The 12,274-nt window shown below is 57.8% G+C and carries 11 protein-coding genes; 3 read left to right on the forward strand and 8 right to left on the reverse strand.

The annotated features are described in order from the left end of the window. The first annotated feature begins 200 nt into the window (after positions 1-200). Positions 201-1,451: a dicarboxylate/amino acid:cation symporter gene (locus tag Q0931_RS15795; RefSeq protein ID WP_299261958.1), complete on the forward strand. Its 1,251-nt coding sequence runs from the start codon at positions 201-203 to the stop codon at positions 1,449-1,451. A 46-nt stretch (positions 1,452-1,497) separates the two neighbouring features. On the opposite strand, the gene cls is transcribed toward Q0931_RS15795, so the two are convergent. The 5 genes from cls to Q0931_RS15820 all read right to left on the reverse strand — a co-directional run bounded on the left by cls (position 1,498) and on the right by Q0931_RS15820 (position 6,881). Continuing rightward, a complete protein-coding gene (gene cls, locus Q0931_RS15800; RefSeq protein ID WP_299261959.1) occupies positions 1,498-2,919 on the reverse strand; it encodes a cardiolipin synthase in 1,422 nt (473 codons plus the stop codon). A 101-nt stretch (positions 2,920-3,020) separates the two neighbouring features. Continuing rightward, positions 3,021-3,842 (reverse strand): endonuclease VIII, encoded by an 822-nt coding sequence (nei, locus tag Q0931_RS15805; RefSeq protein ID WP_299261960.1) that lies wholly within the window; start codon positions 3,840-3,842, stop codon positions 3,021-3,023. 82 nt (positions 3,843-3,924) lie between these two features. Further along, a complete protein-coding gene (gene uvrB / locus Q0931_RS15810; protein ID WP_299261961.1) occupies positions 3,925-5,955 on the reverse strand; it encodes an excinuclease ABC subunit UvrB in 2,031 nt (676 codons plus the stop codon). A 255-nt stretch (positions 5,956-6,210) separates the two neighbouring features. Then, a complete protein-coding gene (locus Q0931_RS15815) occupies positions 6,211-6,624 on the reverse strand; it encodes an OsmC family protein (RefSeq protein ID WP_299261962.1) in 414 nt (137 codons plus the stop codon). Between the two features lie 65 nt (positions 6,625-6,689). Next, a complete protein-coding gene (locus Q0931_RS15820; RefSeq protein ID WP_086622880.1) occupies positions 6,690-6,881 on the reverse strand; it encodes a heavy-metal-associated domain-containing protein in 192 nt (63 codons plus the stop codon). Between the two features lie 151 nt (positions 6,882-7,032). Between Q0931_RS15820 and Q0931_RS15825 the strand changes: the two genes are divergently transcribed. Further along, positions 7,033-8,061, forward strand: coding sequence for a folate-binding protein (locus Q0931_RS15825; RefSeq protein ID WP_299261963.1), 1,029 nt, complete (start codon positions 7,033-7,035; stop codon positions 8,059-8,061). Positions 8,062-8,137: 76 nt separating this feature from the next. Here Q0931_RS15825 and mscL read toward each other — a convergent pair whose 3' ends face one another. The 3 genes from mscL to Q0931_RS15840 form a co-directional block, all read right to left on the reverse strand. Beyond that, positions 8,138-8,641 (reverse strand): large conductance mechanosensitive channel protein MscL, encoded by a 504-nt coding sequence (gene mscL / locus Q0931_RS15830; protein WP_299261964.1) that lies wholly within the window; start codon positions 8,639-8,641, stop codon positions 8,138-8,140. 120 nt (positions 8,642-8,761) lie between these two features. Then, positions 8,762-10,348, reverse strand: a complete 1,587-nt coding sequence (locus Q0931_RS15835) for a peptide chain release factor 3 (protein ID WP_299262008.1) — start codon at positions 10,346-10,348, stop codon at positions 8,762-8,764. A 196-nt stretch (positions 10,349-10,544) separates the two neighbouring features. Continuing rightward, a complete protein-coding gene (locus Q0931_RS15840) occupies positions 10,545-10,775 on the reverse strand; it encodes a hypothetical protein (RefSeq protein WP_299261965.1) in 231 nt (76 codons plus the stop codon). Between the two features lie 198 nt (positions 10,776-10,973). Here Q0931_RS15840 and Q0931_RS15845 point away from each other — a divergent pair, with 198 nt between their 5' ends. After that, the gene (locus Q0931_RS15845) at positions 10,974-12,272 is read left to right on the forward strand and encodes an ATP-binding protein (protein ID WP_299261966.1); all 1,299 of its coding nucleotides are present in this window, start codon (positions 10,974-10,976) and stop codon (positions 12,270-12,272) included. The last annotated feature ends 2 nt before the right edge of the window (positions 12,273-12,274 follow it).

Below are 12,274 nucleotides of genomic sequence, written 5' to 3' on the forward strand. Positions count from 1 at the left end.
TCGTACCTCCTGTCCATGTGGAGGTCATATCCTGGCCCAGCTCAGGGGGCGAATTCCACACCCAGCGACGAAGAGCCCTTTTTTATCAGCCTGACCCCGGAGGGCACGAGGCGGCGATTTTAACCGGCCCGGACCTGTAAGTGATAGGCTGGCGGCTTCAGACATGACACATTCCCCAACTGCACAAAAGAGACAGCCTCATGTCCAAACGTATGCATTCCCGCGCCGGCATTCCCCTTTGGCAGAAAATCATGGCAGGCCTGGTGCTTGGCATTATTGCCGGCTGGCTGCTGGGCGATCACGCACAATGGCTTTCTCCCATCGGGGAGCTTTTCATCAATGCCATCAAGATGTTGATCGTACCATTGGTATTTACCTCCCTGATCAGTGGCATTGTCTCCATGGGAGATCCGGCCAAGATGGGCAGGATCGGTGGCAAGGCGGTCGCGCTCTATCTTGTGACCACAGCCTTCGCCATTGCCCTGGGCATGCTGGCAGCGTCCATTCTGCAGCCCGGCATCGGGGTTGAAATGCAGATGGACAACAGCGTGTCGCCCGGCGAGGCGCCCACGCTGACCGAAATTCTGGTGGGCCTGGTGCCGACCAACCCGATCAATGCCATGGTGGAAGGCAACATCATGCAGATCATCGTCTTTGCCATTGCTCTTGGCATTTCACTGGTATTGATTGGTGAACGCGGTCAGCCGGCCATTCGGGTCATCGATTCCATTGCCGAGGCCCTCTACAAGCTGACCTCCCTGATCATGGCCTGCGCTCCGGTCGGCGTTTTTGCGCTGATTGCCGTCGTGGCCGGTCAATATGGTCTGGCGGTGCTGATTCCTTTGCTCAAGGTTATCGGCGTGGTGTATCTCGCCTGCATCCTTCACGTGCTGGTGGTCTACAGCGGCATGCTTGCCCTGCTGGCACGGCTCAACCCAAGGCGCTATCTCACCGGCAGTCTCGATGCCATTGTGGTGGCTTTCTCCTCGGCGTCCAGTGCAGGCACCCTGCCCGTTTCCATTCGCTGCGCACGTGAAAAGCTGGGGATTTCACAGGGGGTATCAGGCTTCGTGCTGCCGGTAGGTGCGACCATTAACATGGATGGCACGGCGCTTTACATGGGTGTCGTTGCCCTGTTCGTGGCGCAATTGACCGGTACGGACCTGACCACGGCCGACTACGCCATGATCGTTTTGACCGGCACGCTGGCCTCGATCGGCACGGCAGGCGTTCCGGGCGCCGGGCTGATCATGCTGTCGATCGTGTTTGCTCAGACCAACCTGCCGCTGGAAGCGCTGGGCCTGATTGCCGGCATTGATCGCATTCTGGACATGGCGAGAACCGCCGTGAACGTCTCGGGGGATCTGATGGTGACCACGCTGGTGGGCAAAAGCGAGCGCGAGATCGATCTGGATATCTATAACAACAAATCAGCCGGCCAGGGCTCCTAAACCACCACTGGAGAGCGATGCACATGCTCTACTCTGGCCTTACCGATCACTGGATCGGTGAGGCCAGATACGCCGCTCGCGCCGCCAGCTTGTGCCACAGCGGGCGCTTTTCGATCTCCTCAAGTGTCACCTGGCGGCAGCTGGCAAAGTCTTCTTCAAGCATTTGCGCCACTTCTGCGGCAAATCCACGGTCCGACACATAAGCAGTGACTTCAAAATTGAGTCGAAACGATCGGTTATCCAGATTAACCGTTCCGACAGCGCTGGCATGACTATCGATCAAGAACGTTTTCTGATGCAGAAAACCGGGTTGATAACGGTATATTTTAACGCCTGCACGAATCATGTCGCCCAGAAACGAGAACGCTGACAGGAACACCAGCAAGTGATCCGGACGCTCCGGAATCATGACCCGTACATCAACGCCTCTTAAAGCTGCCAGCTTGAGCGAATCCTGCACACCCTGGTCCGGTACGAAATAAGGACTGGTCACCCAGAAGCGCTCATCGGCCTGGTTGATCGCATGCTGAATCAGAAGGCTTGCTGTCTCCAGCGGATCAGAAGGCCCTGAAGGTACAATGACCACATGTTGTCGCGCCGAACCCGGCGCCTTTCGCGGGTGCCAGACCAGCGACAGGATATCGCCGGTTGCCCAATGCCAGTCTTCCCAGAAGGACTCCTGTAATCCCAGCACGGCCGGGCCCACAAGCTTCAGGTGAGTATCACGCCAGTGACCGTGCTTTTTGCTTTCACCGCGATACTCCACGCCGACGTTCAGGCCACCGACCCATCCCTGGCGGCCATCTGTCACCATGATCTTGCGATGATTGCGAAAGTTGACCTGAAAGCGATGCCGCCAGCCTTTTGAGGAGCCGAAAGGATGCACGGCGATGCCTGCTGCACGCAACTCGTCAAAATAACGATCCGGCATACCGTGCGAGCCGATCTCATCATAAAGAAAAAACACATGTACGCCCCGCTCGGCGCATTCGATCAACCGCCTTTTAAGTGCCTGACCCAATGCATCGTTGCGCACGATGAAAAACTGGATAAGCACGTACTCTTCAGCCTGATCGATGCCCTGAAACAGACTTTCAAAAGTGTCATGACCATTGATGAGCAGCTGACAGTGGTTATCTCCGGTCATCGGCAGCATGGCAAGCCTTTCCACCGCGCGAAGCCGGGCATCCTCCGGGCGCGCAAAGGCAGGCTCTACCAGTGTTCGAAACTGATCCAGCACGCGGCGCAGTGACGTATCACGCTGTTCGCGCGCCGACACATAGCCATAAAAGCGCGGTCTTCCCAGAAACCAGTAGGCCGGAATGGCCAGGTAGGGAAAAGTAATCAAGCAGATGATCCAGGCAATGGCCCCCTGAGACGTGCGACTCGACATCAACGCCATGAGCCCAGAAAGTGCTCCCAGAAGGTGCAGACAAATAATGAGCAGACCGCCCAGCAAGGCTGTCATGTCGGGGTACCACCCTTGTCATTGAAGCAGAGAATGGGCGGAGCATAACCCACTATGATACATGGGTCATTTCCGCCAGGGCGCGGGCGTTTTCGATGGTGTCACGTTTGCTGGCAGTGCGGGCAGAAGTACAGCCTTCGCGAGGCCACCATGATCCTTTCAATGGGCGTTTTGCAGGCATGACAGGGCAACGTGGCGCGATTGAATACCGCATGACGCCAGCGCCCTCTTGGCTCGCCGGCATCGATCATGGGTTCCCGCCATACGCGCAAGTTGGTCACACCGGCATGGCGCCAGGCCCTTGCCGTCACCTCCAGAATCTCCTCGGCCAGACGCCGGCATTGGGCATCATCAAGGTCCATGGGCCGGTAGCGCTCATGAAGCGCTGCAAAGAAGAGGATCTCCGAACGCAGATAATTGCCGATACCCGCATAAAAATGCTGATCCAGTAGCAGCGCCCCCAGCCGGCGGCGCATGAAACGTGGACCTTGCAGGCGAGTAACAATATCGTCAGCCGTGACGTTGTGCGTCAGCAGATCAGGACCGAGTTTCGATAAAAACGGATGCTGATCAAGCTCTTCACGCCGCCAGAGTGAAATATCGGACGCGCTCATCAGCCACGCCGAATGCGTTGCCGTGCTTAACCGCAGTCGCGGTGAGCGCTTGCCGGCAGGTTCATTATCGCGGCGCATGATGCGCCAGACCCCATAGAGCTGGTTGTGCGAGTAGATGACATGGTCATCTTCAAAGCGAGTCAACAGCGCCTTGCCCCAGCTATCGACACGAGTCACCTTCTGGCCCCTGAGGCGGGCCTCAAAAGGCTTGAGGCGATCAAAGGCAAACCAGATATCCTCAATGGTCCGCCCCGCCAGCACCCTGCCCAGCCGGTCGGCGATACGGCGTATTTCGGGTCCTTCCGGCATGTCATGACATCCATTGTCAGCACGAGTGATGGCGCAACCAATGCCTGCCCGACTCATGAGGCTGGCCCTGCGCCAGTGAATCCTACTTCAGCTCGATCAGGCGGGCATTAAGGGTCTGCATCTGATCCCGCAGCGAGGCCGCCGTTTCAAACTCGAGATTCTGCGCGGCTTCATGCATGCGGTCCTCGAGCCTTTTAATCTCGCGATTGACGTCGTCGATACTCATCTGGCCGATGGCCTCGGGCGTATACTGCGCATCGCTTTCGGCCACCTGACGATCGCCCTTGCGCTTGCTGCGTCGGGTGCCGGGTGCCTGAGCGGCTTCCATGATGTCCGCCACGTTCTTGGTGATCGTACGCGGCGTAATACCGTGTTCCTCGTTGAAGGCGATCTGCTTGTCACGTCGGCGCTGCGTTTCATCCATCGCCCGCTGCATCGATCCGGTAATGCGATCGCCATACAGAATCGCCTTGCCATGAGCGTTACGGGCCGCACGGCCGATGGTCTGAATCAATGAGCGCTCGGCACGCAGAAAACCTTCCTTGTCGGCATCGAGAATCGCCACCAGCGAGACCTCGGGAATGTCCAGCCCCTCACGCAGCAGGTTGATGCCCACCAGCACATCAAACTTGCCCAGACGCAGATCACGAATGATTTCGACGCGCTCGACGGTATCAATATCCGAGTGCAGATAGCGCACGCGAATATCGTGTTCGCCCAAATAGTCGGTCAGATCCTCGGCCATGCGCTTGGTCAGAGTCGTGACCAGGACGCGTTCGCCAACACCAACGCGCAGTCGTATTTCAGACAGCAGATCATCCACCTGGGTGCTGGCCGGGCGCACTTCAATTTCCGGATCGACGAGTCCTGTAGGCCGCACGACCTGTTCGACCACCTGACCGGCATGTTCTTCCTCGTACGGACCGGGGGTCGCAGACACGAAAATAGTCTGCGGCAGGATGGCCTCCCACTCCTCGAACTTCATGGGGCGGTTATCGAGCGCCGAGGGCAACCGAAAACCATATTCGACCAGCGTTTCCTTGCGCGAACGGTCGCCCTTGTACATACCGCCTACCTGGGGGACGCTGACATGGGATTCGTCGATAAATACCAGCGCGTCATCAGGCAGATAGTCGAAAAAGGTCGGCGGTGCCTGTCCCGGGTCACGCCCGGACAGGTAGCGTGAGTAGTTCTCGATCCCGTTGCAGTAGCCCAGCTCCAGCATCATTTCGATGTCATAGAGCGTGCGCTGCTCAAGACGCTGCGCCTCGACCAGGCGGTCATGATCGCGCAGGTACTTGAGGCGCTCGGCGAGCTCCTGCTTGATCGACTCGATTGCACCAAGAATCGTGTCACGCGGGGTGACGTAGTGTGTCTTGGGATAGATGGTCATGCGGGGCACCTTGCCGCGCACTTCCCCGGTCAGCGGATCGAACAGACTGATGGTGTCGATCTCGTCGTCAAAGAGCTCGATGCGGACCGCCTCATCCTCGGCATCGGCCGGGAAGACATCGATGACATCCCCCCGCACCCGATAGGTACCACGACGAAAATCGGTATCGTTACGCGTGTACTGCAGCTCCGCCAGTCGACGCAAAAAATCACGCTGGTTGATCAGCTCCCCGCGCGTGAAGTGAAGTCGCATCTTCAGATACTGATCCGGGTCCCCCAGACCATAGATGGCCGACACCGAGACCACGATCAGAGCATCGCGACGCTCCAGCAGCGCCTTGGTCGCCGACAGGCGCATCTGCTCGATATGATCATTGATCGAGGCATCCTTCTCGATGAAGGTGTCAGACGAGGGGACATAGGCCTCGGGCTGATAATAATCGTAGTAGGAGACGAAATACTCGACGGCGTTGTCGGGGAAAAATGACTTGAACTCACCGTAAAGCTGCGCCGCCAGCGTCTTGTTGGGCGCCATGACAATGGTCGGACGCTGCAGACGCTCGACCACATTGGCCATGGTGAAGGTCTTGCCCGAGCCGGTCACGCCCAGCAGGGTCTGGTGCGCCAGACCGGAGTCCAGGCCCTTGATCAGCCCATCGATGGCCGCCGGCTGATCACCTGCCGGCTTGTAGTCGGAGGCAATACGAAACTCACGATTCATGTACACTCCGTGCAGGTAACGAAAAGGTTGGAATATACCGGGGCCACCGCTTCACGCGCTGGCCAATAGATGGCGTTATCGCCGAAAGCGTAGTCGATGGACATCGAGAGCGGGCAACGAAACGCGCCATGACTGACGCCCTTGAATCATATGATGGCAGGCAGGAAGGATTGCAAGGCACACCGCCCTGAAACGGCAGCATGCCTTGTCATCACAATGAAAGGGATGTCGAACGTTGCGGTCCTGAAAAAGCGCTCAGGCGCCACCCAGATGCGCGTGGGTGTCTATTTCGATCTGACCTGATGTCATCAATTTATGAATCGGACACTGATCGGCCACTTCCAGCAGGCGATCACGCGCCTGAGCACTGAGATCGCCGATCAGACCAATATCTACCTGCAGTCGATAACGCCCATCACGCTCATCGCTACTGTCACGAGTGACTCGAATGCTGACACCATCAAGTGGCATCTCCTTTTTGCGGGCATACATGACAACAGTCAGAGCCTTGCAGGTGGCCAGTGAAATATCGAAGTAATCATGCGGGTCCGGTGCACTCTCCTCACCGCCGGCGCTGATCGGCGCATCAGCGTAAAGCGCCTCGTGATCGTTGAACACGATACGCTGTCGCAGTGTTCCCTCACGCTCTGTCTCGATCAGAATGCTCATTGTCGCTCGCCCCCGGGTCGCAATACACGGCAGACCTCATTCATCCACCGTGGTTATTCAAATACTCAGCGTTTTGACGAATATCCCAGTCTTTCAATAACCTCAACCACGCGGCCGGGCTGAACACGTCCTTCCACTTCCAGCCATTCCCGTGCTACCTGAACGGTATCCACGCCATCAAGCTCCATCAGAGCCGTGGTCAGTCGATTAACGTCATCGGAATCCTTCAGGCCACTAAGGGTAAATGTTAACGCCATGACGTTCCTGTCTCCTGGTAGTCATGCAATGATTGCGTCTGCTTGTAAAGTCTTGCCCTCGCCCAGATATGCTCTCTCATGGAGAAACGGGGATCAGGCAGATCTACCCTGCGTTATTGCCACCGTTTGCGCAAATTTTTCTGGAGTCGTCATGAGCCATCCGCACTGGCAGACATTGCTGCAACAACCGTCAGCCGAGTCTTCATCGAAAGGCCCCGATGTTGATGGGCAACGAGACACCGTAATTGTTCCTCTGGAAGATAGAGTCGTTCTGGAGGTTCGCGGGCCGGACAGTGAGAAATTCCTGCAGGGTCAGGCAAGTGCCTCCACAGCACATGCCACCGCCACCATTGCGCCGCCCGCCGTCTTTTGTACGCCCAAGGGACGCGCGATTGCCAATGTGCAGCTGATCAAGTCCGCCTCGGAATGCTACTGGCTGCTGCTCGAGCGCAGCATTGTCGATGCCCTGCACCAGCATCTGGCCAAATATGCAGCGTTTTACAAGGCTGAACTGACCCTGCGTCATGATCTGGCCATTGCTGGTTTGGCCGGTCACCGTCTTGATGACGTACTCGGTGCCACCATGACACTGCCGCATGCCGACTGGGGCGTGCGTGTCAGTGCCGACGAAGAACTGGCAATCACCCGCCATCCGCATGACATGATGCGTCTGGTATTAATTGCCTCGGAAGAAAGACTCGCCGAACTGTGCCGATCGCTAAAGGCTGGCCTGACACTGGCATCAAACGAGCTCTGGCAGCGACTGGACATCGAAGCCGGCCTTTTGTGGCTTGATGAGCTGCAGCGCGAAAAATGGCTGCCCCAGATGTTCAATTGGGAAGCGCTGGCAGGCATTAGCTTCAAGAAGGGTTGCTACACCGGCCAGGAAGTCGTGGCCAGAGCGCACTATCGCGGCCAGGTCAAAAAACGCCTGATGCGGCTCTCCGTCCCCACTGCCGAACGCATCGAGGTGGGAACAGACATCAAGGATGCCACCAGCGACAAGACACTTGGCGAGGTGGTTCGCAGTGCAACTACCAATGATAATCATGTTGAAGTGCTGGCGGTCATGACCATCAAAGATGACATGCCCTCGTTGACCGTCAACGACCAGCCGGCGCATCTGAAGCCACTGCCTTACGTACTGGAACGACGAGACCCGGAAACCCTGTCGGACTGAGACGGGAGATAAACGGCAAAAAGGGGCCTCCGTATGGAGGCCCCTTTTTTGTCACTTCTGGAAAACCCAGCCGAAACTACGCTGTCGGCGCGGCATCCTTTGGTGAATCCAGTACAGAGGTGCAGCTTGGGCAGCGCGTGGCATCCACTGAAATCGGCGTAATGCAGTAGGGACAATTGCGCACAGTGGGAGCGGCAGCGGGCGCTTCTTCTGCCTTGCGGGCGCCCAGTTCGCGCAGACGATGGATATTGCGAATCAGGATAAAACACACCATCGCCACCAGCGTGAACGAAATCATGGCATTGAGGAAAATGCCGTAATTGATGGTGACTGCGCCGGCGGCCTGCGCATCCGCCAGCGTCGTGTAAGGCCCCGCTGTCTGAGTACCGTCCTTGAGCACAAAAAACAGGTTGGTGAAATTGATGCCGCCGGTAATCAGTCCGAGTACCGGCGTAAAGATATCCTTGACCAGGCTGTTGACGATGGCAGTAAAGGCCGAGCCAATGATGATACCGACGGCTAGATCGACGACATTCCCCTTGACGGCAAAATCGCGAAATTCCGTTAAAAACCTTGGCATACCACACTCCCTCCCCGGGCTCGAACGTATCAGGTGGTCGGTAGCCGACCACCGCAGCGCTGTTATCAGCATTACTATAGCCAATGAATCACAAGGCGCATCGCACGATGCCTGAGCGCCTTAATGCTCGCGGGTGGCATCAAAGGAGAGATCAGGCCAGCGCTCTTCCATCAGCTGCAGATTGACCCGGGTCGGTGCCAGATAGGTCAGATGCCCGCCGCCATCAATGGCCAGGTTGGTGCTGACCTTGTTGCGAAGCTCATCCAGCTTGCGATCGTCGCCATGAATCCAGCGAGCGGTCTGAACGTTAACCGGCTCATAGATGCAATCGACCTTGTATTCATCCTTGAGGCGGTGAGCCACCACATCAAACTGGAGCATACCCACCGCACCCACGATCATGTCGTTGTTGTCCAGCGGCATGAAGACCTGGGTTGCCCCTTCCTCGGAGAGCTGCTGAAGCCCCTTTTGAAGCTGCTTGGTCTTGAGCGGGTCTCTCAGGCGCACGCGGCGAAAAAGTTCGGGCGCAAAGTGCGGAATACCGGTAAAGCGCATCTGCTCACCACTGGAGAAGGTATCACCGATCTGAATGGTGCCGTGGTTATGCAGTCCGATGATGTCTCCCGGCCAGGCTTCTTCGACGTGCGCGCGGTCGGCAGCCATGAAGGTCAGGGCATCGGCAATCTTGACGTCCTTTTTGATGCGCACATGGTGAATTTTCATGTTGCGCTCGTACTTGCCCGAGCAGACTCGCAAAAAGGCAATACGGTCACGGTGGCGCGGATCCATGTTGGCCTGGATCTTGAAAACGAATCCGGTGAAGCTGCCATCCTCGGCGGTCACTTCACGGTCATTGGTCTCACGGGGCTGCGGCGACGGGGCATATTCAACAAAGCCATCGAGCATCTCACGCACACCAAAATTGCCCATGGCCGTACCGAAAAACACCGGCGTCAGCTCGCCACGACGATAAGCGTCAAGGTCAAAATCATGCGAGGCGCCCTGCACCAGCTCGATCTCTTCGCGCAGCTCGGCAGCCTGAGAGGCCCCCAGCACTTCATCAACCTCCGGGCTGTTCAGCCCCTCGATTCGAACGTCTTCCGGAATCCGGTTGCCCTGCCCCTGCTTGTAGAGATGTACCGTGTCGTTGACCAGATGATAGACACCACGGAAATGACGCCCCATGCCGATCGGCCAGGTCACCGGCGCACAGGCAATGTTGAGGACGGTTTCGATCTCGTCCATGACCTCGATGGGGTCTCGCGTGTCGCGGTCCATCTTGTTGATGAAGGTCAGAATCGGCGTGGTACGCAGTCGACAGACCTCCATCAGCTTGATGGTACGGTCCTCGACGCCCTTGGAACCATCCACGACCATCAGAGCAGAATCGACGGCCGTCAGCGTGCGATAGGTATCCTCGGAGAAATCCTCGTGACCGGGTGTATCCAGCAGATTGACGATGCGCCCCTTGTAGGGAAACTGCATGACAGAAGTGGTCACGGAGATCCCGCGCTCCTGCTCCATCTTCATCCAGTCAGAGGTGGTGTTGCGCTCCTGACGCTTGCTTTTGACCGCACCGGCGACCTGAATGGCATTACCAAACAGCAGCAGTTTTTCGGTGATGGTGGTCTTGCCCGCGTCGGGGTGGGAGATGATCGCAAAGGTTCTGCGAAGGCTGGCTTCCTGGGCGATCCGGGTATCGGTCATGGGTGCTTCAGTAGTCATTATGTACACAGTCTGTACGTGAACGGATTTGAACGCATTCTACAGGCAGTGCCAGGTGCGGGGATAGAAGGGCCGAGTATCGGTCGGAATTGCCACCCTTTGATGACCGCCAAAAATGGCATCAAAAAAGCCGACTCCTTTCAGAATCGGCTTTCCAATACCCTCAGTCACTCAGGCATCAGGGCTGATAGGGCGACGTCTGCTCCGGCGGCACCTCGGGCGGTGGCTGTGACGGCGGGGGATCCTGCAGGGGCGGATCCTCCATCGGCGGTTCTTCGATGGGCGGCTCCTGCGGCTGCGGTGGCTCCTCGGGCGGAGAGTGTGGCGCCGGGTCCGGCGGCTGAACCGGTGGCTCGCTCATCGCCATGCAGGGCACGTGACCGGTATCCATACGGGCTTGCATCATCATGATCGTCTCCTCCTTCGAGGCACAGGGCGGGGCGGGTGTCTCGGAAAAAGTCCATTACCTGCCCTGCTCTCATCACGTTAGGCACAAAGCCGCCATCATGCCAGCGCTGTAGCGCCCAACGTCATTCTTTACTCCACGACCGCGCGCCGATTGCGATATCATGGACACACAACGCTACATTCCCTGCTCTGGACACTCATGACGCAGACGCTACTGCTGACGACCCCGGCCCGCAATCTGGTAAGACTGACCATCGCCCGTGGTATTACCTGGACCTGCTTTCTGGTCGTGATCCTCTTCGGTATCGAGGTGATGAATTTCAAGCTCAGGGTTGTGCCGATCATCGCCATTATCGTTGCGATGGGACTGTTCAATGTGGCGACCTGGTGGCGGCTGGGCCAGACGCGTCAGGTCACGGCCATCGAATACCTGGTTCACCTGCTCATTGATGTGGCCGGTCTGACCCTGATCTTTTATTACACCGGTGGTGCCACCAATCCGGCCATCACCTACTACCTGATCCCGGTGGCGATGGCGGCGGCCACTCAGCCATGGCGCCATGCCTGCATTACGGCTGCCTCGGCCTTTCTGGCCTACTCGATGCTCATGATCTTTTTCGAGCCGGTGCCGGAACTTCGCCATATGATCGGCGACAGCCTCCTGACCCTCAACGTTCTGGGGATGTGGCTCAATTTTGTCCTGTGCGCAGGGCTCATCACTTTCGTGATCTTTCGTATGGCCGACACCCTGCGCCAGCGCGACCGAATGCTTTCGCGCACTCGTGAAGCCGCTCTGCGCAACGAGCAAATTCTGGCCGTGGCCAGCCAGGCCGCAGGCACGGCGCATGAACTGGGCACACCGCTGTCGACCATGATCATGCTGATCGATGAGATGAAATCCGACCCGATCACCGATATGCAACGCGCCGACCTTGACCTGCTGCGCAGTCAGGTCGATACCTGCAAGAGCCATCTACGTGAACTGGTGGCCAGCGCTGAACGCCGTCAGAGCGACCCACCCACACGCGTCAATGCCGCCGAATGGCTGGAAGCCCTGATTCAGCGCTGGCTGGTCATGCGTCCGGATGTCACCTATCAGCTCTATGCCGATCACCGGGCACTGACGCTGATGGCCGACCCGACGCTGGATCAGGCCATCATGAACCTGCTCAACAATGCCGCCGATGCCAACCCACAGGATATCGCCATCACTCTGAGCGAAAGCTCGCTCAAGGAAAGCCGGCGCGAGGTCGTGATATCGATTGTCGACCACGGCCCGGGGATCTCGATGGAGATTGCCAGCCACATGGGCGAGAGCTTTATCTCCGGGCGCTCCAGAGGCCTGGGCATCGGGCTTTTTCTGACGCACTCGACGCTGGACCGCTTCGGTGGCAGCGTCAGTCTCTACAATCAAACCCAGGGGGGCACACTGACCGAGGTCAGGCTGCCACATCCGGACGGCGACTCCAACGCCCCCTCTGCACTTTCACAGGAATGACA

It is taken from the genome of uncultured Kushneria sp. (assembly GCF_947497025.1).
Classification (GTDB): domain Bacteria; phylum Pseudomonadota; class Gammaproteobacteria; order Pseudomonadales; family Halomonadaceae; genus Kushneria.

Bases quoted from the DNA above. Each gene is read 5' to 3' on its own strand.
- Q0931_RS15795 (WP_299261958.1), top strand. From the start codon at position 201: ATGTCCAAACGTATGCATTCCCGCGCCGGCATTCCCCTTTGGCAGAAA.
- cls (WP_299261959.1), bottom strand. From the start codon at position 2,919: ATGACAGCCTTGCTGGGCGGTCTGCTCATTATTTGTCTGCACCTTCTG.
- nei (WP_299261960.1), bottom strand. From the start codon at position 3,842: ATGCCGGAAGGACCCGAAATACGCCGTATCGCCGACCGGCTGGGCAGG.
- uvrB (WP_299261961.1), bottom strand. From the start codon at position 5,955: ATGAATCGTGAGTTTCGTATTGCCTCCGACTACAAGCCGGCAGGTGAT.
- Q0931_RS15815 (WP_299261962.1), bottom strand. From the start codon at position 6,624: ATGAGCATTCTGATCGAGACAGAGCGTGAGGGAACACTGCGACAGCGT.
- Q0931_RS15820 (WP_086622880.1), bottom strand. From the start codon at position 6,881: ATGGCGTTAACATTTACCCTTAGTGGCCTGAAGGATTCCGATGACGTT.
- Q0931_RS15825 (WP_299261963.1), top strand. From the start codon at position 7,033: ATGAGCCATCCGCACTGGCAGACATTGCTGCAACAACCGTCAGCCGAG.
- mscL (WP_299261964.1), bottom strand. From the start codon at position 8,641: ATGCCAAGGTTTTTAACGGAATTTCGCGATTTTGCCGTCAAGGGGAAT.
- Q0931_RS15835 (WP_299262008.1), bottom strand. From the start codon at position 10,348: ATGACCGATACCCGGATCGCCCAGGAAGCCAGCCTTCGCAGAACCTTT.
- Q0931_RS15840 (WP_299261965.1), bottom strand. From the start codon at position 10,775: ATGATGATGCAAGCCCGTATGGATACCGGTCACGTGCCCTGCATGGCG.
- Q0931_RS15845 (WP_299261966.1), top strand. From the start codon at position 10,974: ATGACGCAGACGCTACTGCTGACGACCCCGGCCCGCAATCTGGTAAGA.